We start from the raw sequence: 25,394 nt of genomic DNA on the forward strand, positions 1-25,394 counted from the left end.
CATAAAAATTACCTGTTACCTCAGATTTAGGTAATTCTTAGATGCAACCGATTGAAGATATCTCAGGAACCACAGAAAATTACTATGAGGGAGACGTAATTTCAGAATATGAGTTATGAATTAGCAATTGTCTTAGGAATAACTCCTACCTCCTAAGCTTATTTGATGTTATCTATAAAATAAATAGATAACTATAGTCGCATCAAATAATCGAAGCTAAAAAGCTACATAGTCTGCGTTAATCCTAGAGCGACTTACCTGCTAGAATCACTACTTTGTTGACAGCAACTCAATTTAATTTAAGGTAAAAATGAGACACGAAAAACTTTCTCCTGGACTACTTTTGGCCTATCAAGACTATCAAAATGAAGGAGATCGAGCTTTAGTTACACATAAGCGATCGCTTGGCATCATTGCTCACAAAAGTCCGGTTAAGCCCACTAAGAGCGTCGTTTTTATCTACTGCGAGCCTGATGCAGACTTAAGTTATCTATCACAATATAATATTGAAGTCAATCAAAACTCTGGGAGTGTGCGGACAGCATTCTTACCAATAGATAGTTTAGATGTCTTATCTGAAGAAGATGTGATTCGGCGGATTAAGCCATCACGCAAACTTCATTTGAGGATGGATACTGCAATGGGCACAGTCAAACTGCCGGAATTTAAGAATCAAACCGGACTGACTGGAAAAGGAGTAATCATCGGCATTATAGACAGTGGCATCGATCCGAAACACCCCGCCTTTGCTGGACGAATTTTACACATTTGGGATCAAACACTGCCAGGGCCAGGAGTCACAGAGGGCGGCTATGGGGCTGAATTTACGGGAGCGCAACTGACAGTTTCTCAAGATACTGGCGGTCATGGTACTCACGTTGCTGGCATTGCCGCTGGTGCTGATGCTAGTTATGGCGGTGTCGCACCAGAAGCAGAATTAGTTGTCGTCAGGTCAGATTTACAGGATGCCCACATTGCAGATGGTGTGCGTTATATTTTCCGAGTTGCTAGGGAGTTGGGACGCCCAGCAGTGGTAAATCTCAGCTTGGGCGGACACGCTGATGCTCATGATGGTAGCGACTCCTTATCCAAAGTTATCGATGCCGAAACTGGCCCTGGAAGAATTGTTTGCTGTGCAGCGGGTAACGAAGGAAACGATAACATTCATGGACAAGCGACCATACCCAGTGGACGCACTCGTGGTATGCGCTTTAATGTTCCTTTGAATCAAGTAGGCATAGTTTGGTTAAATGCTTGGTATTCCAAAGATAGCGAATTAGAAGTATCTGTGCGGAGTCCTAACGGTTTTGTCACTCCCTTCCAAAAAATCATTACTCAGGGTAATGCCGCCCAAGATTACCAATTACCAGATGCACGGGTGCAATTAGCGACACCAGCACCAGATCAAGCCAACGGCGACCATAATTTCTTTGTGCAAATACGCGGTATTGACCCCTCGCCAGTCATGGGAGGTATTTGGCAGCTGCGAGTCCGCAACACTTCTTCAACTGACACATGTTTAAATGTGTGGACACTAGATGATAGTTCATCAGTCTTTTTTACAGGTAAAAGTGTGAAAGATGCGTTAAAAATTGGTTCGCCGGGAGCCGCTAGCAGTGCAATTACAGTTGCCGCCTATACTACTAAAACTAAGTACATAGATATTGATGGCCAAGTGCGAGAAATGGGCTTAGAATTGGATACTATTTCGGAATTTAGTAGTGAAGGGCCTCTACGCAATGATGGACAGAAACCCGATGTAGCAGCACCAGGAGCGATGATTGTTTCCACACTTTCCGCCGATGCAAATTTTGACCGCTCATCGATGATTAATTCCAAGTTTGTGGTTCAGGCTGGTACGAGCATGGCGACACCGTTTATAAGTGGGTTAGTAGCACTGCTGTTGCAGCGAGATCCTAAACTCGATCCGGCTGCTGTGAAAGACTTATTACGTAAAAATAGTGCAATTCCCGGCAAACCCGCAGGCATATTTGATGATAAATGGGGTTATGGAGTAATTAACGCTTTGAATCTGTAATTAGACTGAAAAAGGCGGATATTATTTCTGTACAAGGGTAGGTAACAACAACCTATAAATTTGATAGCTTAGGGTAGGCAGAAATGTCTACCCTATTTACCAAGGAATTGCTGATGAATTATCAGAAACTAGATGCCGCTCTTGCTACAGCGCTAAATGATGTTCAAAATTCAGAAGAAACTAGTTTGGCAGTTTTTATCCATACTGAACCAATTTTAAACTCTGCTGCAACTGCTGTTTTAGAAAGCTTTGGTGTCAGTGGTGTTAGCAGTGGCAAAGATATTTTCACAGCAACACTTTCACCAAATGCCATTTCCCAGTTATCAGAGCAACCTTGGGTGAAGTATTTGAAGCGATCGCAGCAATTACATTTGGTTAATAGGAGAATAAATACACCAAAGTTGGGCGTTTAGTAGGCATTACCTACCCTTGCACTGTACAGATAATTTTTTGCTGTTACTGTGAATCAGGTTTTGGTTTTTCTGGAAACTTACACTTCACTTGAATTTCCAGATTACTTTCAGCAGAGCCTTCGGTAATGTAAGGAATGCCGGCCTTCCCACCCAGCTTAATACCAAATTTAAGACTTACCTCTTCAATCTCAGCAGTATTGAAGTCTTTAAAAGCACTAAGAGCATAGATAGTATAAGATCGAATCATTTGCCGAGCTTGTTGCATCCGAGCGATCGCATCTGTTCGTACATCCTTGTATTCTATGCCATCATCCTCTTCCTCAATTTCCGAAGTTATTTCGGTGGCTATGACGTTAATCTCAATCTGCTCAATCTCCCCGTCTGCTTGGAAAAAGAGTTGTTGTACTTCTGACATAAGCTACCTCGGTTAAAGTTTTGTAACGTATCTGAATAAATTTCAGTTTACTTGCGGAAAAATAACAGATGGTGTTGTTATTAGCAACACAGCCATCATTGTGTCTGTCAAAATTATCTCGCATTTACCAACCCAAGGTGTGTTAAATGGCACGATATGCGCTTGTTATTGGCATCGCCGAGTATGTCAGCCCATCATTACCGCGTTTGTCGAAGACTACAAATGATGCTGAGGCGATCGCGCAACTTCTAGAACAATATGGTGATTTCCAGTCTGTACAAAGACTACCACAGCGCTGGAACAAAGATAAAAACGGCTATGAAATGGCAACGCAAAAAGTTACTGGCGCTCAACTTGGCCAAGATTTGAGAAATTTTTTACTAGAGCAAGCTGCTAATAATGAAGCGCTAATTTATTTTAGCGGACATGGTTTTACCATTTCCGATAATTTGGGACAACAAAAAGGATATTTGGCAAGTTCCGATTGTCAGATTGAATTTAAGGACAATGAAAATGTTGAACAAAAATATGGTATTCCTCTGGATAGCCTTAACGACTTAATTCGAGATTCGCAATTGAGTAGTTTAGTGATGCTACTCGATTGCTGTCATAGCGGCTATTTTCTAGAAAGACAGTTAATAGAAAGAACTCTTAACGCTTTTAGTTCGCAAAAAGATTATTACTTAATTACAGCTTGTCGTGGCTTTGAACGCGCCGGAGTAATTAAGAGTGAAGAATATAGTATTTTCACAGGTGCAGTTGTTAAGGGATTGGCAATAGAAAATGTAGGTAGTAGTAGGCGAATTAGTGGCGATCGCTTGTTTGATTTTGTCAGCAATGAACTTAAAGGCTCGGTACAGGAGCCGATTCGGATGGGTTGGGGACGTTCCATTACTCTGGTTACTTATCCCCAATTAGATATTCCCACAGGCGAAAAAGTTGCTTTCAATCAGGAAAATCCTTATCGGGGACTTTATGCCTTTGAATCAGAGCAAGCGCAGTATTTTTGTGGACGAGACGAAGCAGTTCGCACCCTAATTTCGCGTTTAGCAGAGAGTCGATTTTTGGCTTTAATTGGCTATTCAGGTAGTGGTAAATCTTCTTTAGTCAAAGCGGGTTTGTTACCGCAACTGAAAGGCGATCGCCTTCCTGGAAGCAGTGAATGGGCGATCACATCTTTTACACCAGGAGAACATCCTTTAGGTAAACTAGTTGATATTTTGACTCGACAACAGCAGCAAAATAAACCGCATCTATTTCAGATTCCCCACAACAACTGCAACGGGTTGTAGGATTGCTGGCAGGTTCTCAACAACGTTTAATTATTACTGATGAAAATACGATTGAAGTTGCTCATGAAGCACTTTTATCTGAATGGAAATTATTAAATACTTGGATTGCTGAAAATCTAGAAAATATTCGTCTCAGTCGCTCTTTAGAGCAAGATTGTCAGGAATGGCAACAAAGGTTTGATAAATCGGATGATGCACTGTTGGCAGGTGCAAACTTGGCCGTAATTTCTGAGTGGGTGAATAAGACTCAGCCAAGACTTACGCCATTAGAAGCAGAATTTTTACATAAGAGTTTGGAGAGACGCGATAGAGAAATTCAAACAGAATTAGAGCAAGCAAAAAAACTTCAACGAGAAGCAGAAGCCAAAGCCAAAGCTGAATTACAAAGAACTAGATTTGCGATCGCTTCTGCAATACTTATAGCCTTATGTGGGGGATTGGGATTTTTTGCATGGAAACTTAGCATAAAGAATAGCCTGAAGGATAAGTTCGTTTCTGGAGCATTAATTACATCACCTGAGCTACTTTTGCAAACAGGGAATCAGCTTGAGGCGATGATAGCAAGTATACAATCACTTAAGCAATTCCAAGATTTCGGCATAGATAGCGCTGACACACTCAAGCGACTCAAATCAGTAATTGATGGGGTACAGGAGCGTAATCGTTTAGAGGGACATCTAGATTCTGTCACCAGTGTAAGTGTCAGTCCTAGAGAGCCACTTATCGTTTCTGGCAGTAAAGATAAAACTGTGAGACTTTGGAAACTAGATGGTACTCCAGTTAAAACCCCTGCACCTATGAAACATGATGCTGCTGTCTGGAGTGTGAATTTTAGTCCTGACGGTAAGTATATAGTGTCTGGTGGTGATGATAAAAAAGTTAAACTCTGGAAGAAAGATGGTACTTTCCTCGATTATCTTAGAGAAGATAAAAATATCTATTTTGTCAATTTTAGTCCTGATAATAAAATAATTTCTACTACGGAAGATGGCACTGTAAGGTTATGGGAATATAATTCATCAAAAATTATACAAAAACCTTATAAAACCATCCTAGGAAATGGCAAAGATAGAATTTGGAGTGCAGAATTTAGTCATAATAATAGTGGTGAAAACATTGTTACTGCTTCCGATGATGGAAAAATTAGAATATTCAGCAAAGATGGTACTCTTGTTTCTACTTTACGAGGACATACTGCATCAGTAAGTTATGCAGCTTTTGGTCTTAATAACGATACTATTATTTCCTCTAGTTACGATAATACGGTTAGAATATGGCAAAGGCAAAATGACAAAAAAACGTGGTCAGATATAAAAAATATAGATGCTAATAATCCTTACAAAGTCAAGTTTAGCCCAGACTATACAACGATTGCTGCTACTAATATTGACGGAAATATACAACTATGGAAAGATGCTCAAATGACTCAACAATATTTTATAGGAAGACACAAAGATAGAATCATTGATTTGAGCTTTAGTAAGGATAGTAAATGGATTGTTACTGTTAGTCGCGATCAAACTATAAGGATATGGAGTTTAGATGCTCATTCTGATAATACATTCCAGACAAATACTGCTAATTTATTAAAAAAAAGCTGTAGTTGGCTATCAGACTATTTAAACAATAATGCTCAAGCACGCAAAAAATATCTTGATATTCGTAATATTTGTAAAACAGCTAAAAAATAACTAATCATTAATATTAAAAAATACATAATTTAGCTGTATAATGGTGATGAGAAATATAAGGATTTAAAAGATGGAAAACTTAGAAGCTAATTCCAAACCCATCCACCCTGAAAGTGAGAATCCTGGAAGAAATAAGACCAACTCCCAAGGCTCTGAAGGAGACCATGCACCCAATCACCCTAGTCACCCTGAAGATCCACAGTTGCTACACTTGATAGAAGCCGAAGAACATAAATCTATTATGTCTGCATCTGTGTCCAATCCACCTGAAGAAGACGAAACTAATAACCCTTATCTGGTACTAGATGATAGAATTAATATCCAGAAAACCAATCAGATTTATACAGCACAAGCTGCTCAAGAACATGGACCTACTAACCCTGGCCCCCCTTCAAAACCATAAATAAAATGAAAGGGATTAACCACAGCATAAATATCAATTGTCTGATTCAGTAAACTCTTCTCATACTTTTTTTTTGACGAAATTTTATTGCCTAGAGGATGTTTTAAAAGTATTTAGCTATGATTTTAGCCACTTTATTGATCCCCTTTAAAAAGGAGGGAAACAGAATCAAAGTTTCCCTTTTTAGAGTAATTTAGGAGGATCTAAAAGTCTTTGATACATCATTAGCAACTTTTAAAACATCCTTTCAACTAACTCTAAGCGATCGCCTGAATCCGTAATTAGCAAATGGGTTATTAGCAGATGTCTTGAAAGTTGCATTTTTTGAGCATAACCTGAAATTTAGTTATGTCTCTCAGCCTGAGGATAGTCTAGCGATCGCACCCCATTCTTGACACCAATTAATACAAATGTTCTATATTTTCTCCTTATCAGCCCCACTATCTATCACCAGTAGCATTTTGTAAAATTCATCCCAAAGAATCAGACGATCCCCCTTACCTGTAGTGGCAGACAGTCCTAAACTGAGAGTGAGAGTTGAAAGGCAGTCGGGAGAAATTTTGTGAAAAAAGTATTATCAATCATCCTTGGTGGTGGCGCGGGTACTCGGCTTTACCCACTAACCAAACTACGCGCTAAACCAGCAGTACCAGTAGCAGGGAAGTATCGCCTAATCGATATCCCTGTCAGTAACTGTATCAATTCCGAAATATTCAAAATCTACGTCCTGACACAATTCAACTCAGCTTCCCTGAATCGTCACATCGCCCGTACCTACAACTTTACTGGCTTCAATGAAGGCTTTGTGGAAGTGCTAGCTGCACAACAAACACCAGAAAATCCCAACTGGTTCCAAGGTACAGCCGATGCTGTACGTCAGTACTTATGGTTAATGGAAGAATGGGATGTAGAAGAATATCTAATTCTCTCAGGCGATCACCTTTACCGGATGGATTATCGCCACTTTATCCAGCGCCATAGGGAAACGGGGGCTGATATTACTCTCTCAGTTATCCCCATCGATGAGCGCCGCGCCTCAGATTTTGGTTTGATGAAAATCGATGACTCTGGTAGGGTAATTGATTTTAGCGAAAAACCTAAAGGCGAAGCGTTAACCCAAATGCAAGTTGATACAAGCGTACTGGGATTATCAAAAGAACAAGCCAAGCAACAGCCTTACATCGCCTCAATGGGGATTTATGTCTTTAAAAAAGATGTTTTGTTCAAGTTGTTGAGAGAAGGTATAGAAAGGACTGATTTCGGTAAAGAAATTATTCCAGATGCCTCTAAAGATTACAACGTTCAAGCTTACCTTTTTGATGATTACTGGGAAGATATTGGAACAATCGAAGCATTTTATCATGCCAATTTAGCGCTGACTCAGCAGCCCCAGCCACCTTTTAGTTTCTACGATGAAAAAGCACCAATTTATACCCGCGCTCGGTACTTGCCTCCGAGTAAACTATTAGATTGCCAAGTCACAGAATCAATTATCGGTGAAGGTTGCATTTTGAAAAATTGCCGCATTCAACATTCAGTTTTAGGAGTGCGATCGCGAATTGAATCTGGTTGTGTCATCGAAGAGTCCCTACTCATGGGTGCAGATTTTTACCAAGCTTCTGTAGAACGCCAATGCAACGTAGAAAAAGGTGATATACCTGTAGGTATTGGTACTGACTCGATTATTCGCGGTGCCATCATTGATAAAAACGCTAGTATCGGTCACGATGTCAAAATTATCAATAAAGATAACGTGCAAGAAGCTGACCGAGAAAGTCAAGGTTTCTACATTCGTAGTGGCATCGTTGTCGTGATGAAAAATGCTGTAATTCCTGATGGAACGATCATTTAATAGTGCTGAGTTGTGAGTGCTGAGTTATGAGTTATGAGTTATGAGTTATGAATAAAAATTCTAATCACTCTTCATTCCTAACTTCTAACTCCTCACTCTTAACTTCCTACTCAGCACGGGCTGAACGCCCCGCTACCGCTCACAGCACTCAGTACGGGCTGAACGCCCCGCTACCGCTCACAGCACTAATTTTGCTGATTGGTCTTCCAGGAAGCGGGAAGTCAACTTTGGCAAAACAACTACTGACAGCATCCCCCCAAATGGCGCTAATTTCTACAGATGCCATTCGGGGGCAATTGTTCGGTTCCCAAGCCGTTCAAGGGCCGTGGCTACTGATTTGGCGCGAAATTGAGCGGCAATTTCAACAAGCTATTTCCACAACTAATACAGCTATTTTTGATGCCACCAATGCCCAGCGTCGCCATCGTCGTGAAGTCATTGCTTTAGCCCGTAACTTGGGCTTTACCCACATTAGGGGAATTTGGGTGGATACACCAGTTTGGCTGTGTTTGGCACGGAATAAAAGGCGATCGCGCCAAGTTCCAGAAGAAATTATTTTGCGGATGCACCGTCAACTCCGCGATGCTCCCCCAAGTCGGGAAGAAGGATTAGACAGCCTCAACCGCTTATCAGAAAAATTGGAGTACGGGAATTGCGATTCCTTGGTGAGCGAGAACCACACTTGATTTTCTATATTTTTTGTTAATTTGAAATCATATTCTTTTTGTTTGGCACTATACCAGGCAAATTAAACATCTCTCTTCTAAAACATAACGGGAATTTCTATAGGAGGCTGGTAGATGGCTGCAACCGACTTCAAGGACTATTACGCTATTTTGGGAGTCAGTAAGACTGCCAGTTCAGAGGAAATTAAACAAGCCTTTCGCAAACTAGCCCGCAAATACCATCCTGATGTCAACCCAAACAACAAACAGGCAGAGGCACGCTTCAAAGAAGTTAGCGAAGCCTACGAAGTTGTATCAGATCCAGATAAACGCAAAAAGTACGACCAATTCGGTCAATATTGGAAACAAGCTGGTGAAGGTTTCCCATCTGGTGGTGCTGCTCCCGATATGGGTAACTTTGACTTCAGTCAATACGGCAATTTTGATGAGTTCATTAATGAGTTGCTAGGACGCTTTGGTGGTCCTCCTCCTCGTGGTGGGGCGCGCCAAAGTCACGCAAGAAGTCACTCTTACCGCACTTCTCCGGGTACCTCAACTCATTTTAGCAGCAGCTTTAATGATTTTGGGTTTCAAGATGGAGGTGTAGGTAGTACCCAGGATAGTGAAGCTGCGATCGCTCTAACTTTTGCTGAAGCATTTAATGGTGTTAAAAAGCGCTTCAGTTTAGGTAATGAAACAATAGATGTCAACATTCCATCTGGGGCTAAAACTGGTACTCGCCTACGGGTGCGGGGCAAAGGTCAAATTAACCCCATGACTCAACAACGGGGAGATTTATACTTAAAAGTCGAACTTCAGCCACACACCTTCTTCCAAATGGAAGGCGATAACTTGGTATGCGAAGTGCCAATCACACCAGATGAAGCGACTCTAGGAGCGTCTATTGATGTACCCACTCCCGATGGTTCGGTGAATGTCAAACTACCAGCAGGAGTGCGTTCTGGTCAATCTCTACGTTTACGTGGCAAAGGTTGGCCTCTCCCCAAAGGTGGACGCGGCGATCAGTTGGTGAAAGTGGCGATCGTTCCACCAAAAGACCTCAGCCAACAAGAGCGGGAATATTATGAAAAAATCCGGGCTATACGTACTTATAATCCCCGTAGTCATTTGAACAAATTTAGGCTTTAATCAGCAAAAAGAGAATCCCTATAATTGAAATCTCGTCATTACTCACATTTTGGTGACAGTCAAAGTATTATGCTAAACCACATCCTATCTAGAACTTAAGTTCTGCGGCTTTGAGCTACTGTTCACTCAAGTGGACTTAAATCATGTTTGGATAAGTGCTTAACCGAACTTGAGATGAATTGTTGTTTAGTCCAGTTAAGAGAACTTGAACTATTAGCCTTGGAATTGTATTTCGAGGCACAATAGCAACTAAGCTAAAGATAAAAAGATGTGGGTAATGACAAATAATAAGAATTAAGGGATTTTTTTGCGATCGCCCAAACAAGTAATTGCCATAAATCTGATGATTAAATTACGAAAAATAAATCTAAATAATGTTGTTATCTTTTAATTTTTAATTTTTTTGATACCGCATACCTGGTAGTTGCGAAATAAAACCCATAAGTTCCAACTGTAACAAAGCACTGGAAACTGAGCCAGCAGCCATGCCAGTTTGTTGGACAATAAGATCGAAGGGTAAAGCATCACTTGCCATCGCATCCATTACTGTTTGCAATTCTGGCGATAAAGTTGGCATTAACTGTTCTGGTGCTGTAGAAGCTTCAATTGCATCAATTTGTGGTATTGCTCCTAGCATTGTTAACAGTTCGTCTAATTCCTTAAGAATGAAGGAAGCTCCCTGACTCAGTAACTTTAAGCATCCTTGGGATGGATAATCGTCAAGTCTTCCAGGTAATGCATAGACATCTCTACCGAATTCATTTGCATAGGTAGCAGTAATTAACGCACCGGATTTTAATGGCGCTTCCATTACCAGGATGGCGCGGCTTAAACCCGCAATAATGCGGTTGCGACGGGGAAAATGAGTCCGATCGGGTGGGGTTTTTGTGGGGTACTCACTGACGACTAACCCAGCCGTCAAAATTTGCTTGTACAAATCCCGATTTTTATGCGGATAAATGACATCTACGCCAGTTCCCAAAACTGCGATCGTGCGTCCACCTGCTTTCATAGCGGCGATGTGGCTTTCGGTGTCAATTCCCTCTGCCATACCAGAAACGACTGTAAAACCATTTTTAGCCAAAGCTGTACTAATTTGGCGAGTCCAACGGATACCATATTCTGAGGGTTGGCGGGTTCCGACAATCCCAACCATTGGTTTTTGTCCGAGATTTTCTTGGAGTTCGACTTCACCGCGATAGTACAAAATTGGCGGTGGACTCGGAGTTTCTAGCAGTAAACGGGGATAATCTGCATCTGCTGGCGTCCAGAAATGAGAGTTTTCCTGCTGGTGCTGGGTGAATAGTTGTTCTGGGTGCAAACGCGATCGCTGTTGTACTACTTTTTCTAATGTCTGAAAACCAAAACCCTCTACTTCTCCTAACTGTACCTTAGTAGCGTTCCAAGCTGTTGCCAGCGTGCCAAAATGCTGTTGCAGCCGTCGCAGTAATACTGGCCCAATTCCGGAAATTTGTGCCCAAGCTAGCCAATATGCGCCTTCTTCTACCACCGTTCTATCCTCACGCCACTGGATTGAGTATTCCCAAATTAGGGTTGGCTGTTGATGGAGTAGCAATACGGTTCGGATAAGCATTTTTCACTTTCCTTGTTGTCTGGGGAATGGGTTTGCGGGTAAGGGGGAAAGGATGTATTCAAAACCTTTTCCCTTTCCCCTTTCCCCTTTAACCGAACCGTATTGGATGGAGTAGGGGCGATACTGTGCGGTTAAGGCAAGAGACGCGATGAATCGCCGTCTCTACAAAGACCTCTTTCCCAATTCCCCTTGACTTTTGACTCTTGACTCTTGACTATTAACTATTGACTATCTATCTTCTTATCTTCTGTGATGAAATATTTCTATCGTCTTCTAATAAGCCTATCTGGGTGCTTAATATTTTTACTGGTGCATAGTGGCCTTGGTTTGTTGCCTAGTTTGGCAGCCGAAAAAGTTACCGCTAGGTACGGATTGTTTGAGCAATCGATCCCGGTGGCAGATATACGCAACTATGACAAGACACAAAAGGTTTCTAGCGATCTGAAATCTTTTCTAGATCGCCTTAGCGCTAAAGAGAAACAGAAATTTCAAGAAGCCCTTCAGGTGAAAATGTCGCTTGATATTGTGGCTTTAGATAAGCTGGTAAACACAGGAATGGGCAAGCAAATTTTATCTTTTGCATCCGGTGCGATCGCTCGTCGCGATCGAGCCAGTATACAAGCAGTACGATCTGCCCTGATCGTCGGAGCAAAATCACCGGAAGGTCTAGGAATAACCAGCTTTCTAGAAGCCTATCCCAGTAATCAACTAGTTATTGACGTGTCAAAAATTCAGAAGCTAGTCGGTATGGCAAATTCCTCTGATAGTTCTGCTGATGCGCCGCCGAAAGATGATGTCAGTTCTTCACCTTTAGGGAAAGTTGCCCTACAATATCAAACACTCGCCGCCCAGGATAAACAGTTCTCAGGTTGCTTATTTGGCGATTCTATTTCGGCGGGACTTGGCAATACCCTTGGAAATGGCACTTTTAATTTTGGGTTAAATGGCCTGAGTACAATCTCATTACTAGAACAACTGAAAAGTTTAATTCCTACCAAGGTGAAATGCGAAAAAGCCATTATTGCCATCGGTGGAAATGATGCTTTGTATAAAATTAGTGATGAGTTATTTAGCAAAAATCTCCAAGAGGCGATCGCACTTATCCGTACAATGGGAACTAAAGAGATTTTTCTAATTCCGGCTTTTTATTCGACAGTGGCAGCAAGCTCAGATCCAACTGTAGCAGCCCCACTGAAGAGAGTTGAACAAATTAATGTTCTGATTAATCAAGTTGCTGAAACAGAAAAAGTACCAGTCGCCGCAGCCGGACTAGCACCATTATATGAAAACAATGTTCTTAAAGAAAATTTCACCAGTGATGGCGACCATCTGAATGCAGAGGGTTTGAAAATTTATCGGCAAGCATTATTACAAATCCTGGGTAAGTAATACAATTTGAATTTTGGATTTTGAATTGACTGAAAAATCCAAAATCTAAAATTCAAAATTCAATGGCTGCCGCAGCCAATATTTCTGCTGTATTACTATTAGGCTTTCCAATTCAAAAACCGTGCATATAGATAAGCTATACCTTCATCAAGAACCGTCCGCACGCCTTCGCTAGAATTCCACCATTTGTTTGGATTATAATCTTGTGTTGTCGCAGCAATCACACCAACATTAATTTGAGGGTTAAGTATTTTTTTAAAAAGAAACCAACTCCTACGGGCATGAACGTCCAAGGAAAAAAGATTAATAGATTCTATCTTTAAATTTGAATTGGATAGCCAACGCTCAAATTCAGCAGCAGATGCGTAACTACGATCCTTAACCACAAAAGGTGTCGGAACGGCTACTACTTTTTCTGCTTCTAAACCGAGTTTTATGAAGGTGTCAGCCGACACGTCTGCAAAGTTCTTGTATCCGGTAAGATAACTTCCTTTTCCTAATGTACCTCCGGTAGTAATTATTTGATGATAAGAACCATTTTGAAATTCAGTCAAAGCTTCTTCTATAGCGTAATCTGGTAGCCATCCTTCAACAACTAATACTTCTGCTGATTGGATCGGGGAAGTTACGGCAAGAAATGAGTGTACATGAGTAAAAATGAAAAATATTAAATAAACAATCAAAGCGATCGCAATCGCCCACCCTTGAGCCGTAAGTGTCCACATTTCTTGGCGTTTGATTAGTTTGATTTTGGGAAATTTTTGACACCGACGATTTTTTATCCGCATTAAACCTTAGCTAAACGTTGTTCTTTCAAGTAGGTAAACACAGATTTATCTCCAATATCAGCAGGAATTGCTTGGACTGTCTTGCGCAGGGCAAAGACTAAAAATAATATCGCCCAAGTTCCTAATAAAATACTTTCTCCCTGGGTTGGTAAAATTCCTACCAAATGTCCTAATAATAGTAGAGGTACAATTGGGGTTAATACTTTGGTTTCTAGGCGATTGAAGCAAAAAGCTTCTTTAAAATAAATACCTGTCAAAGCTACGAAGATAAAACCAACTCCAAATAAGGTAATTGGCTGATTGTAAACAGTAAGAGCTAAAGGTTCACTACTAGCGATCGCCAAAATCACTGATGCGATACTACCAATCGCCCAAAAAACTTGCAACGTTCGGTGCAGTGATGCCATATAAATATGGATGGTAAACAAACTTACACCAAGAGCGAGGCTGAAACAAGCATATAGAGGTGTCAGTAAAGTTACAACAGTTGGATTATTGTTGAGTAAAATCAAAGCGCTGCCGATGGCAAAGCTCAGTGCTGCTACCATTAACCCAGCACGATAGATAATTACGCCAGTGCGATCGCTCTGAGTAATTGTAAATTCCCCAAACTGACCTTGATAAACTTCTGGTGCAGAGAGTGTTTGTGTAGTCATAGCTAAGAATATAATTATGATTCTCTAGTAGAGTACAACAGGAAATTGCTCAAGGGTTACTTTTATTATTATGAGCAATAAGGCGAACTTCATGTCACCATTCCTAAACTTACATCTTTTAGCAGTTGCTTTCTGGAAATTTTTGTTGAATTGGCACTGCCGGCGGTGAATGAAAATGCTTGTTTTTAAGTGGTGTGTAGTTGCCCATCCTCCTTTTTATATCTAGAATTTTCCCCTTTTTTTGACTTTCCAACAAATTACCAACAGGCACTTTGCAGCCTGGTAATTTTTCACTGTCTTAACTTTAGCAAGATTCACTGGTCTGATTGTCTTAAAAAAACAACACTTCTAACGGATCTTGTAAATTAATCTGTAATTGTGAGCGAGCATCTCCGCAATTAATGGCAATTTCTACCCAGCCGTGACTGCCAACTAAGGCTATTATCTCTCCCACTTTCACCTCACTGTAAGTTTCACAGCCTGGTACACTCAATCCAGCAACTTGCACATACCAACTTTTGCCTTGCACGTAACTGGCTGGAATATTACTCACTAGGTTGCCGAAGCGATCGATATATTGAATACAACCTACTACACCAGTGGTTGTCTGCTTGCAGTTGCCTATATCCAGGTTTACCAAACTTGCTGGATCGATTTCTTGTCCTAACTGTTTGAGGGGGACACCACTAGCAAGATTAGCTGCCACTGGTGCAAAGATATCCCTACCGTGAAAAGTCTTGCTTGGTTGAGGAGTGCGCCAATAATTAAGATTTGTAAGTTCGACGGCTGCGTAGGCGTAGCCCGTCGTAGACATCGCAGGACTTTGACTGAGTATCCCGCTGAATATACCATTATCTGGCCCGACCAAAAACCCTTGAGCAAATTCTACTGCGATCGCCCGTCGCTTGCTTCCTACACCTGGATCTACTACCGCCAAATGCACTGTCCCAACTGGAAAATGGGTATAAGCATTCATTAGGCTAAACCTGGCTGCGGCGATGTCTTGCGGCGGAATTTGGTGCGTTAAGTCTACCACCGTCAGTCTGGGGTTGATTTGGGCTATGACTCCCTTCATTATCCCTACATAAACATCGCGATCGCCGAAATCGCTCAGTAAAGTCACAAGGGGCTGTCGATCTATCTGGTTATTAGACATATTTTGGTAAAAATATATAAAAAATATATTTTCTGTAGCAACAGCTACAAAATGTGTGCTATGTTAAGAATACAAGACATAAATTGAAAAATTAAAGCAGGTAATCACTATGAGTCAAAATAGACTACAAAGTTTGAGCAAATCACGAGAAACTCACAGAGCGAATATTCAAAGAAGCCTAGAGCATCGCTTGGAAATAGCCAGAGCAAAAGGCGACGAACAGCTGATTCGTCAACTGGAAGCTGAAATGAGGTATTCCAGCTAAATCAAGTTTTCATTGTTCATAGTTTTGTTGTGTAACCCGCTACGGCGGGTTTTTTCTTTTTAGATAGGGAGTTTCCTGGCAATTTCGCTCTGACAGCGTTTTGCAATTAATTGAATTACCCCACTTCCTACACCATCCTCACGCTCCTGGCTCAACACCCAAGGCTCGTAACTGTGCTGTCAAGCGTTCAACGCGTTGCAGGGCAGTTTCTTTAGCTTCTCGCTCTTGTTCGGCTCGTTCTGCACCAGTAGGAATCACATTACCTTCAGTGTCACACCACCGCAACCAAACATCCTGCTTACCTTCATACGCACCTTCCCACAAACATACACCTAACTCAACTTCAGTCAGCCATTGCTCGCTTGTGGGTATATATTGCCGCCCTCGCAACTCATACATCTGTAGAATTTCGCCACCAAGTTGCTGAGTTGGGTCAAAGATAATGTAGTACATTACCCGCATCCTGGCATACTCTAATAATTTTCGCCCTGTTTCATTGCCTTCTCGATTGGAGACAATTTCAATTACTACCTCTGGCGGTTTGCCAAACTCCCAAAAGAAATAGGAGCGATGTTTTTTTTCCCACCAGTTTTCTGCTATCTGTACATCTAGGCTCAAAAATACATCAGGCACAATCGGCGGTTGCTTACCAGTGGTAAATAAACCCACATTGGCAGCAACGAGAAACCCTTGGGCATTACTTGGCCCGTTCCAAGAACTATAAAGGGTTTCTGTTAGTAATCTTTGTTGTTTTTCTGATGGTAAATTATCCAAGGGTTCATCGTCTTCTGTCACCAGAAGACTAACATCTGGTAACAAATCTTCTGGTAATAACCCAGCGTCTGTCAAGGTAATAGATTCACTCATAAGAAATACTGGAGATAGTAGCTTAATTCTATTGTGGCAGCAGCATCAACTCCCTTCACCCTAATTAAGTACAACACAAAAATCCCGTGCAGCAGTTTTGAGGGAGGATAAGGTTAGCACTTCCATTTTTTAAATAGCCAAAGTTAATTGTTGCCAACCAGATTTACTCAATTCAAAGTTTGTCTGACCAATTCTTTTGCACACCCACTCTAAAGGAGAGAATAATAGACCTCTTGCAAAAGTGCTTTTTGCAAGAGGGGGAAAAGGGTAAAGGTTAAAGGAGAAAGGGACTTTTGCAGAACCTTTTTCCCTTCCCCTTGCCCCTTATCCCCAGAGGGGACCCCACTTTCCCCTTTTCCCGACAAATGCCAAGAAGTCTAATGGAAGTGAGTTCAAAACTGCACCGAAGCGAGAACCACTATAGCCGCCATCGCACCCTTCGACCCTATTAAAGTCAGGATTAAGGTAAAATTATAAGTAAAAGTATTAAGAATTTTAAAGAAACTAATCAATGTCCAGCATTGCTATTGACAAAAGTAACTCTCATGTCGTCGTAATCGGTGCGGGAATAGGTGGACTGACTGCTGGAGCATTATTAGCTCATAGAGGTTACAGCGTCTTAATTTTAGATCAAGCCCTCGTACCAGGAGGTTGTGCTTCGACGTTTAAACGCCAGGGATTTATCTTTGATGTGGGAGCAACTCAGGTGGCGGGGTTGGAACCAGGGGGAATTCACCACCGGATTTTCTCAGAATTGTCAATAGATTTGCCACAAGCAACTCCTTGCGACCCTGCTTGTGCGGTGTATTTACCTGGGGAAACCACACCCATCAGCGTTTGGCGCGACCAGGAGAAATGGCAAGAGGAACGACAAAAACAGTTTCCTGGTAGCGAACCATTTTGGCAGTTGATGGCAACTTTATTTGATGCTAGTTGGGAATTTCAAGGACGCGACCCGGTGCTACCACCGCGGAATTTATGGGATTTGTGGCAGCTAACTCAGGCGGTGCGTCCGAGTACATTAATTACCGTACCCTTTACCTTGTTTACGGTAGGAGATGCTTTACGATTATGTGGATTGGGAAATGACCGACGGCTGAAAACTTTTTTAGATTTGCAACTAAAGCTATACTCTCAGGTAGATGCAAATGAGACAGCATTACTTTATGCCGCCACAGCGTTGAGTGTATCCCAACTGCCCCAAGGATTGTTTCACCTCCAGGGAAGTATGCAAGTATTAAGCGATCGCTTGGTACAATCCTTAGAGAGAGATGGCGGTAAACTGTTGATGCGCCACACAGTAGAAGAAATCAAGGTAGAAAACGGTAAAGCTACTGCTGTTGTTATTAGAAATCAGAAAACTGGCGAAGTTTGGACAGAAGCAGCCGACCATATAGTTAGCAACGTCACCGTACAAAATTTGGTGCAGTTGTTAGGAGAACAAGCGCCATCTGGTTATAAAAACCGGGTAGAAAAACTGCCCCAAGCATCGGGTGCTTTTGTAGTTTATTTGGGTGTAGATGCCAGCGCGATTCCGCCTGGGTGTCCTCCGCACCTGCAATTTATGTACGATGCTGATGGCCCCATTGGCGAGAATAATTCCCTATTTGTTTCCGTCAGTCATCCCGGAGACGGCCGCGCACCGGAGGGTAAGGCGACAATTATTGCTTCTTCCTTTGTCGATCCTGCACAGTGGTGGCAGACTGATGATTATGAAGGACTAAAAGAAAAGTTTACCCAAGAAGCGATCGCTCGTCTTGCCCAATACTTTTATCTCAAACCAGAAACGATTATTTATCAAGAAGCAGCAACACCCCGCACCTTTGCCCATTTCACAGCCCGCGATCGCGGTATAGTTGGTGGCATAGGTCAAAGGATTCCCACCTTTGGCCCCTTTGGGTTCGCCAATCGGACACCAATCGAGAATTTGTGGTTAGTTGGTGACTCCACCCATCCAGGGGAAGGTACTGCTGGGGTGAGTTACTCGGCGCTAACGGTAGTTAGGCAAATTGAAGCGCAAATGTAGTATTTGGTAAAGTTAGTCATGAAGAGTTTGTAGTAAGGACTTTAGTGCTTAGAAAATAACAACTAAAGTCCTTGCTACAAACTTGTTTACAACTATTTAGATAGAGCAGAAATTTTCTTAAATACTATAAATCATACTTACAACCGATGCCAGACAGGACGCAAAACTGATGAAATAAGGTTAGTGTTGCGAATTTGGAGTAATGACAGACAGCGTTTTAATTCTTGGAGGAAGAGGGCGGATTGGTAGCAGTGTTGCCGAGGATCTAGCTACCCATACGCAAGCAAAAATTACGATTACTGGACGTTCTGCGGAGTTTGGGAAGGCTGTAAGCTTGTCTTCGGGGGGACAAGTGCAGTTTTTGATATTAGACTTGGTAGAAGTTGACAAGTTGCGGGATGCGATCGCAAACTCTAATTTAGTCATCCATTGTGCCGGGCCATTTCACTATCGAGATACTAATGTTCTCGAAACCTGTATTGCTGAAGGCGTTAATTATCTAGATGTTAGCGACCATCGGTCTTATACCAGCAAAGCTCTTAATTATCATGAAAAAGCTGCTGCTGCTGGCGTAACGGCAATTATTAATACTGGCATTTTTCCTGGTATTTCTAACAGCATGGTACGCCAGGGAGTTGAACAATTCGAGCGACCAGAAAAGATCCATTTAAGTTATTTAGTTTCTGGTTCTGGTGGTGCTGGCATTACAGTGATGCGGACAACTTTTCTAGGGTTGCAGTATCCTTTTGAGGCTTGGATAAATGGAAAATGGGAAATAGTCAAGCCTTATAGTGAAAGGGAGGTAGTTGAGTTTCCATCTCCATATAGACGCAGTGGAGTTTACTGGTTTGATATGCCAGAAACCTTTACACTGCCCCATGCATTCCCATCAGTGAAAACTGTAATTACCAAGTTTGGCTCTGTTCCAGATTTTTATAATCATCTAACTTGGATTGCGGCACACGTTTTTCCCAAGTGGTTAATGCAGCGTCGTTACATGATTGAATTTCTGTCTCATGTTAGCCATTCAATGACAGATGTCACTAATAATTTTAGTGGAATTGGAGTAGCAGTTCGTTCTGAGGTGACAGGGCAGAAAAATGGTGAGACAGCCGTCTTTTGTTCAACTGTAGTGCATGAAAATACAGCGGTGGCTTCTGGTTACGGTACAGGTAGTATTGCCCAATTATTGTTAGAAGGTAAACTCAAAAAACCAGGAGTTTTTCCTGTAGAAGAAGCATTACCAACAAATTTATTTGAAGAGGTAATGCAAAGCCGAGGAATTAAAATTAATCACAGTTGGTCATAAGTATCTATCGGATAAAAAAGTAAAAATATCAGTTTACTTGAGTAGATTTGAGCTATTAGTCCAGAATTCAAGTTCTGGACGATATGTTAGTAAGGACGAAAATGTGGGATTATAACGATTCTGATTTTTAAGAGGCACACGGTTAAGATTACACAACCTTTGTGCTACTACTAAATCATTTGTGAACAATGAAATCTGCAACTTTTTAAAGGAAGTCGCGGATTTTAGTCTTGTGAATAAGATTACTATAATTAAAAATTAATATACCTTGAGGTAGAAGAAAGAACTGTACCTAAACACTTAGGATGCCTTTGAGCCTCAGATATTGAGTCTATCTTATACCTCAAAAGGCTCATAACAAAAGATTAGGAGATTTTTTTTCATGCAAAAAATTCTATTAAGTTTAAAACAAGCATTACGTTCAAGCTTTTTGGTTGTTAGCTTGATGGTTTTCATCAGCTTGACAGGTTCCTTTATTTTTGTTCAGCAAAGTAGTTATGCAACTACTCTTGAAGAATTAAAACTAGTACCCCCAGAGTATAAACCAAATTCTGAAGAAAAAATTAATCGTGCTAACGAATACGATCCAGGTGTTGGCATTCAAGAAGAAGACAGACAAAAAGCTTATGAGCAAGCAATCAAAGATTCAAAAAATCTTACTACTATAGAGAAGACTTACGAAAGAAATTTGAAGGCTGAACAAGAACAAAATCCCCCAGAAACTTTTGGTGAAAAAGCGAAAGGAGTTATTGACAAAGTGACAGGTAAATAGGGAATATAAACCTAACCTAAACCTCTTTCCTACAAAAAATGGGAATTTAAGACTAAAACCGCCTCTCAAATTTAGAGTAAGGTTCAGAATATTAAACTGTAGCGACTTTCAAGACAGTCGCTACGGACAAAAAAGGTTTTTACTCAAATTCATCTATTGTAGTGGGAGTAGTCTTTCTCTTATTAGCGAAGTTGCGCTCATACCACTTCATTAATGGAGTTGCGCTAATTCCATGCACAATTACCGAGGCTACAATGGTAGTGTAAGTTATCCAAGCAATTTGTTCGGCTGCTTCACCTTTCAAGCCATGACCAAAGGCATAAGCTAGATAATATAAAGAACCAACACCGCGAATACCAAACCATCCAAATAACCACCGAGTTTCTGGGTGGAAGGTTCGGCGGCGTGAATCTAGAGGACGTTTACCTATTGTGCTAATCCAAACTCCTAAAGGTCTGATAATCAAGAATAACAAAATTATTACTAACACAGATTGCATAGCATAATTAAGCATTGGTTTCAATAATAATATTGAACCTAATAGTAAAATTGTCCCAACTTCCAGCAGTTTTTCAATTTGCTCAACAAATTCTAATTGTTCTATCGGCTTTTCAGAATTTCTGTAACTGCGTTGGACAACTAACCCAGCAACAAATACCGCTAAAAATCCATAGCCATTAACCATTTCTGTTAATGAATAAGTTATGAGAATTGTGCTGATAGCAATAAAATCTTCCATTAACTCATCAGCAGGACGGCGTTTTTGAATTTTTTTCTCAATCCAAACGAGAGATTTGGCAACAACAATTCCCATAACAATACCAGATGCGATCGCCCATATTAAATCAACTGTAACCCACTGTTTAAACCAGTTACCCCAGTTGTCATCTTCTAAGGCATGAATGCCAAAATAAACGAAGGGAAAAGCTAAAGCATCATTTAATCCACCTTCAGAAGTTAAACCAAATCTCAACTCATCTTGGTCTTTTGCACTGGTCAGTTGTACTTCTGATGCTAATACCGGATCGGTAGGTGCAAGAATTGCTCCTAATAAAATTGCTTCTCCCCAATTCATCCCTAAAAACAATTTACCCACAGCAGCCAGAGCAAAAATTGAAATTGGCATCAAAAATACAATCAATCGCACCGTAATATCCCAAACCCCCAACTTTAGAGGCCGAACAATTCTTAAGCCACAACTAAATACAGAAATAATTACTACTAGTTCTGTTATTTTCTCCAGCAGTTCACTGTTAAAAACATCATCTCGACGTAATTGAATCAGCCCAAAGCCATAGGGTCCTAGAAAAATACCAACCACTAGGTAGATGATGGCAAAAGAAAGGGGTAAGCGACTAATCCAACCTGACCCTAAAGTTACCATCAGCAAAAGTAGACCAATCACAAATAGGTCAATAATATAGGTATCTACCATATAGCGATTTACATAAATATAAGGTGTTGCTTTGTAAGCTTAGTTGCAATAGCTTTGTATTAGAATTTACCTATGGGCAGATTTTCTGGGATTAGGAATTCAAAGTACATCACCAAATTGGAGAAGAAGGGAATAGATAAATTTGGCGTTGGCTTTGCCCATCGTAAAAATAGCACTTTGATTATTTGTTAAAAGTCCTTTAACTAATTGGATGTAGCACGGGAATATAGTTAAAACACACCTATACGCTTTTACGAATGGTTGATAAACTAAACAACATCTAATTGAAAATTTATATAACTCTTGTGGCGTAGGCCAAAAAGTCTACGTTAATTATGTAAGTTAAATGTGGAACGGCTTAATCGTGTCCGGTTAACGACTTATGATTACAGCTATTTTCAGGTAAATAGACCACGCGGTAAGGGCACAAGGCCTTCATTGGTATAAACTTAAGCCGAAAACTATATCAGATAGGCGTTTTGCAAATCCCTCACGCCCTCACCAAGCGGGTTTAGCGTTAGGTTGACACCTATGCAAGACCTTGTGCCCTTACGACAGGTGTGGTTCAAATACATGAAAACTGCTGTAAGACAGGAGAGGGGAGGGATTTTTGAGCTTTCCGCATAGATTAGGGAACATAACTAATTAGCTGGACGTAATATATTTCCTACTTTCTGACTTGGATATCGCCCATTTTAGTACAAATATACTATAATAGGTATAGCGTCCACAAAGCCTAGCCAAATGCATAATGGCTCTGTGAAAACCTTCTGGAAGATGGATTCAAGGGTTAGTTCGATGATGAAGCATTATATTCTCAACCTCAATCCGACTGCCAAGCATGAATGGGATCGGTGTATTTTACGTGACCCGCTGACTGCCAAACGCCCAGACATTGCTAAACTCATTGCTGAAGCAGTTGGTGCTGATACAGGTAGTTATTTAGTCAGCGTGAATATTGAAGTTCAAGTTTTGCAGCAAGCGGCAGTACCTCAAGCCGAACAACTCTCGCTTTCATTTCCAGAGGTGAGTGTGCCCTCACAACCACAACTGCGGGAAGCAGCTTGAGCTAAAGTGCAGAATTTAGCAGAAAATAATAAGCCTGCATAAGCAGGCTTACTTTGTTGGCCGCAGACTTCAGTCTGACGGCTAAATAAGTCATAGGTATATGGGCGGACTTAATCTTCAAAAGCAAAATTAATTGGTGTTATTCAAAAAACATCTTCAGAAATTAATGATAATCTACATTCATTTTTACTTGTTTGTCTAAAGCTAATTTCAAAAACTTAAAAAGTTGGCTCATACAGAGTACAGATAAAGATGAATGAGGTTTAACTTTAAAACTTTTTGAGCGTTTATTTTAACTTTTTTTCGGGAAAATTTAGGGAAATGACTGTAGATAATTAGTGGAAAATAATTGGCATACCTGCACTTCAGACATCCCTTATCCTCCCCGAATTCAATATATTTGGACTATAATATATATATAGCTTCTACCAAGCTGAGTTAAGTGTAAAACTGCTCTGTGACAGCCTTTTGGTAAATGAATTCAAGGGTTAGTCTTATACTTAAATACTACATTATTGACCTTAGAGGAAAATTATTAAATGATGCAACTGAGTCATTATCCAGCTGCGATCGCACAAGCTGCTCAACGGGCTAATGAAATAGATTCTCAGTTGATGGCAGTGCAGCACCAAGTTAACCGATTTGAAGGCAATGCAGACCGCACCGCCGCCTTTGAGATGGATTTGAAAAATGATGCTCAACGCAAGGCTCGTCGCTTTGAGGTGCTGCTTGTGAATCAGGAATATCAAAAGGCAATAGACACTCAAATTCGATTAACTGTCGATAAAGCAAATGCCATCGCTCATTTGGAATATCTGCGTAACCAGTTTAGTGTAGCTAAGTTGGAAGCAAGATTAGCGATCGCTCAACAACTTTCTGATTTTGAGTCTCGTGAATTAGTTGGTTTGTAATTACAACCATAAACCCCAGATACGAATCTGGGGTTATCCAAATAAAATCGGTGATTGTCAGATTAGGGAAGTAATTATAATCTGTGGGACAGCAGTTGGAAAATTTGCTGATTAATAGTTGAAATATCAAAACGCTGACTAGCACTAATCCTGGCATTATTGGCTATAGTCGCAGTTATTTCCGTCTCCTGTAAACAAGTGATAATTACTTGTGCAAGTTCCTGGAGTTTTCCTGGTGTCACTAAAAAACCATTAAGCCCATGTTCTACTAACTCCATTGCACCCCCAGCTTTGGCTGCAACTACAGGTTTTCCACATAGCATTGCCTCTATAATCACTCTCCCAAAAGGTTCTGGCGAAGTAGATGTATGCGCCACCAAGTCACAAGCTGCCATTAACTGGGGAATATCAGAACGAAATCCTAAGAATTTGACGCGGTTTTCTAATCCCAGTTCATTAACTTGTTGGTGTAACTTTTGGACATAATCTTGTTCGCCAAACAGTGCATCACCCACTAAAATTGCTATCACATCATGCGGACATTTAGCAAGGGCATCAATTAAAACATGCTGCCCTTTCCAAGGTGCAAGTCGGCTAAAGTGTCCAACGACAAATTTTCCTTGCAATCCTAACTGTTGCTGTAATTGTTTAATATCAGACTCATCAGTTTGATAATTTTTTGGATTAAAGCCGTTATAAACAACTTCGATGATATCTGGGCGTCCTCCTGCTTGTACAAAGGCAGTTTGACTAGCTTGAGAATTAGCAATTACTAATGATGCAAAACGATTAGCTAAGTTAACAGCAATGCGAAGATTAGTTTGGCTAAAATGTTCTTGGGAAAGAATATCATGTAAATGATAAACCAGAGGACGACGACTGAAAAAACTTGCCAACGCTCCGACAACTAATGCTTTTTGGGTGTTGGCATAGATTAAATCGTATTCATGCGCTTTTTTAACTACCTTAGTAATCAGAGGTGCAAGTTGTCCCAAACTCTTGAATCCTTGTAGCAAACTGCTTTCTTTGCGAACTTGGATTGCTTGAGTTGCGAGAACCTCTACTGGGATATGATTTTGTTGTAGTAAATCTTTAAACGATCCATCTGCAAATAAACCTACTAAAGCGCGATCGCCATAAGGTTTAGCAATATCTATTAAACATAATTCGGCACCGCCTGGTTTACCGCTTTGGTCTAAAAAAAGAATTTTCATAAAACCTCTAATTTATCTAATTTGAC

General features: G+C 40.9%; 23 protein-coding genes. 15 read left to right on the top strand and 8 right to left on the bottom strand.

Annotation, left to right across the window (positions count from 1 at the left end; translation table 11 throughout):
- Nucleotides 1-310 precede the first annotated feature (310 nt).
- Nucleotides 311-2,038: a S8 family peptidase gene (locus V7K45_RS10775; protein WP_335003149.1), complete on the top strand. Its 1,728-nt coding sequence runs from the start codon at nt 311-313 to the stop codon at nt 2,036-2,038.
- Between the two features lie 113 nt (nt 2,039-2,151).
- Nucleotides 2,152-2,451: a hypothetical protein gene (locus V7K45_RS10780; RefSeq protein ID WP_335003360.1), complete on the top strand. Its 300-nt coding sequence runs from the start codon at nt 2,152-2,154 to the stop codon at nt 2,449-2,451.
- 43 nt (nt 2,452-2,494) lie between these two features.
- Here the strand turns inward: V7K45_RS10780 and V7K45_RS10785 are convergent, their stop codons facing one another.
- Nucleotides 2,495-2,866, bottom strand: a complete 372-nt coding sequence (locus V7K45_RS10785; RefSeq protein WP_335003151.1) for a CU044_2847 family protein — start codon at nt 2,864-2,866, stop codon at nt 2,495-2,497.
- Nucleotides 2,867-3,012: 146 nt separating this feature from the next.
- On the opposite strand from V7K45_RS10785, the gene V7K45_RS10790 reads away from it, so the two are divergent.
- From V7K45_RS10790 to V7K45_RS10815, 6 genes are all read left to right on the top strand, one after another.
- Nucleotides 3,013-4,158: a caspase family protein gene (locus V7K45_RS10790; protein ID WP_335003153.1), complete on the top strand. Its 1,146-nt coding sequence runs from the start codon at nt 3,013-3,015 to the stop codon at nt 4,156-4,158.
- Nucleotides 4,159-4,160: 2 nt separating this feature from the next.
- Nucleotides 4,161-5,849, top strand: coding sequence for a WD40 repeat domain-containing protein (locus tag V7K45_RS10795; RefSeq protein WP_335003155.1), 1,689 nt, complete (start codon nt 4,161-4,163; stop codon nt 5,847-5,849).
- Nucleotides 5,850-5,919: 70 nt separating this feature from the next.
- On the top strand, nt 5,920-6,252 hold the full coding sequence (locus tag V7K45_RS10800) for a hypothetical protein (RefSeq protein WP_335003157.1): 333 nt from the start codon (nt 5,920-5,922) through the stop codon (nt 6,250-6,252).
- A 562-nt stretch (nt 6,253-6,814) separates the two neighbouring features.
- Nucleotides 6,815-8,104 carry a glucose-1-phosphate adenylyltransferase gene (locus V7K45_RS10805; RefSeq protein ID WP_292809625.1) on the top strand — a complete coding sequence of 430 codons (1,290 nt, stop codon included), beginning with the start codon at nt 6,815-6,817 and terminating at the stop codon, nt 8,102-8,104.
- 158 nt (nt 8,105-8,262) lie between these two features.
- A complete protein-coding gene (locus V7K45_RS10810; protein WP_335003362.1) occupies nt 8,263-8,790 on the top strand; it encodes an AAA family ATPase in 528 nt (175 codons plus the stop codon).
- Nucleotides 8,791-8,904: 114 nt separating this feature from the next.
- Nucleotides 8,905-9,918 (top strand): DnaJ C-terminal domain-containing protein, encoded by a 1,014-nt coding sequence (locus V7K45_RS10815; protein WP_335003159.1) that lies wholly within the window; start codon nt 8,905-8,907, stop codon nt 9,916-9,918.
- Between the two features lie 394 nt (nt 9,919-10,312).
- Here the strand turns inward: V7K45_RS10815 and dprA are convergent, their stop codons facing one another.
- Nucleotides 10,313-11,428: a DNA-processing protein DprA gene (gene dprA, locus V7K45_RS10820; protein ID WP_335003364.1), complete on the bottom strand. Its 1,116-nt coding sequence runs from the start codon at nt 11,426-11,428 to the stop codon at nt 10,313-10,315.
- 393 nt (nt 11,429-11,821) lie between these two features.
- On the opposite strand from dprA, the gene V7K45_RS10825 reads away from it, so the two are divergent.
- Nucleotides 11,822-12,901, top strand: a complete 1,080-nt coding sequence (locus V7K45_RS10825) for an alpha/beta hydrolase (RefSeq protein WP_335003161.1) — start codon at nt 11,822-11,824, stop codon at nt 12,899-12,901.
- Between the two features lie 98 nt (nt 12,902-12,999).
- Here V7K45_RS10825 and V7K45_RS10830 read toward each other — a convergent pair whose 3' ends face one another.
- From V7K45_RS10830 to V7K45_RS10840, 3 genes are all read right to left on the bottom strand, one after another.
- A complete protein-coding gene (locus V7K45_RS10830; protein ID WP_335003162.1) occupies nt 13,000-13,689 on the bottom strand; it encodes an ElyC/SanA/YdcF family protein in 690 nt (229 codons plus the stop codon).
- On the bottom strand, nt 13,689-14,345 hold the full coding sequence (locus V7K45_RS10835; RefSeq protein ID WP_335003163.1) for a DUF2301 domain-containing membrane protein: 657 nt from the start codon (nt 14,343-14,345) through the stop codon (nt 13,689-13,691). The genes V7K45_RS10830 and V7K45_RS10835 overlap by 1 nt, the downstream gene beginning before the upstream one ends.
- Before the next feature lie 331 nt (nt 14,346-14,676).
- Entirely contained in the window at nt 14,677-15,501 is an 825-nt protein-coding gene (locus V7K45_RS10840) for an SAM hydrolase/SAM-dependent halogenase family protein (RefSeq protein ID WP_335003165.1), read from the bottom strand.
- Between the two features lie 109 nt (nt 15,502-15,610).
- On the opposite strand from V7K45_RS10840, the gene pirA reads away from it, so the two are divergent.
- Entirely contained in the window at nt 15,611-15,766 is a 156-nt protein-coding gene (gene pirA, locus V7K45_RS10845; RefSeq protein ID WP_292738868.1) for an arginine synthesis PII-interacting regulator PirA, read from the top strand.
- Between the two features lie 138 nt (nt 15,767-15,904).
- On the opposite strand, the gene V7K45_RS10850 is transcribed toward pirA, so the two are convergent.
- Complete coding sequence (locus V7K45_RS10850; protein WP_335003167.1) at nt 15,905-16,633, bottom strand: Uma2 family endonuclease; 729 nt, start codon at nt 16,631-16,633, stop codon at nt 15,905-15,907.
- 511 nt (nt 16,634-17,144) lie between these two features.
- Here V7K45_RS10850 and crtD point away from each other — a divergent pair.
- From crtD to V7K45_RS10865, 3 genes are all read left to right on the top strand, one after another.
- Complete coding sequence (gene crtD, locus V7K45_RS10855; RefSeq protein ID WP_335003169.1) at nt 17,145-18,659, top strand: C-3',4' desaturase CrtD; 1,515 nt, start codon at nt 17,145-17,147, stop codon at nt 18,657-18,659.
- Nucleotides 18,660-18,861: 202 nt separating this feature from the next.
- Nucleotides 18,862-19,968 carry a saccharopine dehydrogenase family protein gene (locus tag V7K45_RS10860; RefSeq protein WP_335003171.1) on the top strand — a complete coding sequence of 369 codons (1,107 nt, stop codon included), beginning with the start codon at nt 18,862-18,864 and terminating at the stop codon, nt 19,966-19,968.
- A gap of 382 nt (nt 19,969-20,350) precedes the next feature.
- Complete coding sequence (locus V7K45_RS10865; protein ID WP_335003173.1) at nt 20,351-20,740, top strand: hypothetical protein; 390 nt, start codon at nt 20,351-20,353, stop codon at nt 20,738-20,740.
- A 139-nt stretch (nt 20,741-20,879) separates the two neighbouring features.
- On the opposite strand, the gene V7K45_RS10870 is transcribed toward V7K45_RS10865, so the two are convergent.
- A complete protein-coding gene (locus tag V7K45_RS10870) occupies nt 20,880-22,175 on the bottom strand; it encodes a cation:proton antiporter (protein WP_335003175.1) in 1,296 nt (431 codons plus the stop codon).
- A gap of 798 nt (nt 22,176-22,973) precedes the next feature.
- Between V7K45_RS10870 and V7K45_RS10875 the strand changes: the two genes are divergently transcribed.
- Both V7K45_RS10875 and V7K45_RS10880 read left to right on the top strand, forming a co-directional pair.
- Nucleotides 22,974-23,243, top strand: a complete 270-nt coding sequence (locus V7K45_RS10875; protein ID WP_069069307.1) for a hypothetical protein — start codon at nt 22,974-22,976, stop codon at nt 23,241-23,243.
- Between the two features lie 539 nt (nt 23,244-23,782).
- Nucleotides 23,783-24,154 (top strand): hypothetical protein, encoded by a 372-nt coding sequence (locus V7K45_RS10880; RefSeq protein ID WP_104909380.1) that lies wholly within the window; start codon nt 23,783-23,785, stop codon nt 24,152-24,154.
- A gap of 74 nt (nt 24,155-24,228) precedes the next feature.
- On the opposite strand, the gene V7K45_RS10885 is transcribed toward V7K45_RS10880, so the two are convergent.
- On the bottom strand, nt 24,229-25,368 hold the full coding sequence (locus tag V7K45_RS10885) for a glycosyltransferase (RefSeq protein WP_335003177.1): 1,140 nt from the start codon (nt 25,366-25,368) through the stop codon (nt 24,229-24,231).
- Nucleotides 25,369-25,394: the final 26 nt, after the last annotated feature.

This window comes from Nostoc sp., from assembly GCF_036917375.1.
In the GTDB taxonomy this organism is placed as follows: Bacteria; Cyanobacteriota; Cyanobacteriia; order Cyanobacteriales; family Nostocaceae; genus Nostoc.

Excerpts from the sequence above, each read along its gene's own strand:
- V7K45_RS10775 (WP_335003149.1), top strand. The coding sequence starts at position 311 with ATGAGACACGAAAAACTTTCTCCTGGACTACTTTTGGCCTATCAAGAC.
- V7K45_RS10780 (WP_335003360.1), top strand. The coding sequence starts at position 2,152 with ATGAATTATCAGAAACTAGATGCCGCTCTTGCTACAGCGCTAAATGAT.
- V7K45_RS10785 (WP_335003151.1), bottom strand. The coding sequence starts at position 2,866 with ATGTCAGAAGTACAACAACTCTTTTTCCAAGCAGACGGGGAGATTGAG.
- V7K45_RS10790 (WP_335003153.1), top strand. The coding sequence starts at position 3,013 with ATGGCACGATATGCGCTTGTTATTGGCATCGCCGAGTATGTCAGCCCA.
- V7K45_RS10800 (WP_335003157.1), top strand. The coding sequence starts at position 5,920 with ATGGAAAACTTAGAAGCTAATTCCAAACCCATCCACCCTGAAAGTGAG.
- V7K45_RS10815 (WP_335003159.1), top strand. The coding sequence starts at position 8,905 with ATGGCTGCAACCGACTTCAAGGACTATTACGCTATTTTGGGAGTCAGT.
- V7K45_RS10830 (WP_335003162.1), bottom strand. The coding sequence starts at position 13,689 with ATGCGGATAAAAAATCGTCGGTGTCAAAAATTTCCCAAAATCAAACTA.
- V7K45_RS10835 (WP_335003163.1), bottom strand. The coding sequence starts at position 14,345 with ATGACTACACAAACACTCTCTGCACCAGAAGTTTATCAAGGTCAGTTT.
- V7K45_RS10840 (WP_335003165.1), bottom strand. The coding sequence starts at position 15,501 with ATGTCTAATAACCAGATAGATCGACAGCCCCTTGTGACTTTACTGAGC.
- pirA (WP_292738868.1), top strand. The coding sequence starts at position 15,611 with ATGAGTCAAAATAGACTACAAAGTTTGAGCAAATCACGAGAAACTCAC.
- V7K45_RS10850 (WP_335003167.1), bottom strand. The coding sequence starts at position 16,633 with ATGAGTGAATCTATTACCTTGACAGACGCTGGGTTATTACCAGAAGAT.
- crtD (WP_335003169.1), top strand. The coding sequence starts at position 17,145 with ATGTCCAGCATTGCTATTGACAAAAGTAACTCTCATGTCGTCGTAATC.
- V7K45_RS10860 (WP_335003171.1), top strand. The coding sequence starts at position 18,862 with ATGACAGACAGCGTTTTAATTCTTGGAGGAAGAGGGCGGATTGGTAGC.
- V7K45_RS10865 (WP_335003173.1), top strand. The coding sequence starts at position 20,351 with ATGCAAAAAATTCTATTAAGTTTAAAACAAGCATTACGTTCAAGCTTT.
- V7K45_RS10870 (WP_335003175.1), bottom strand. The coding sequence starts at position 22,175 with ATGGTAGATACCTATATTATTGACCTATTTGTGATTGGTCTACTTTTG.
- V7K45_RS10875 (WP_069069307.1), top strand. The coding sequence starts at position 22,974 with ATGATGAAGCATTATATTCTCAACCTCAATCCGACTGCCAAGCATGAA.
- V7K45_RS10880 (WP_104909380.1), top strand. The coding sequence starts at position 23,783 with ATGATGCAACTGAGTCATTATCCAGCTGCGATCGCACAAGCTGCTCAA.
- V7K45_RS10885 (WP_335003177.1), bottom strand. The coding sequence starts at position 25,368 with ATGAAAATTCTTTTTTTAGACCAAAGCGGTAAACCAGGCGGTGCCGAA.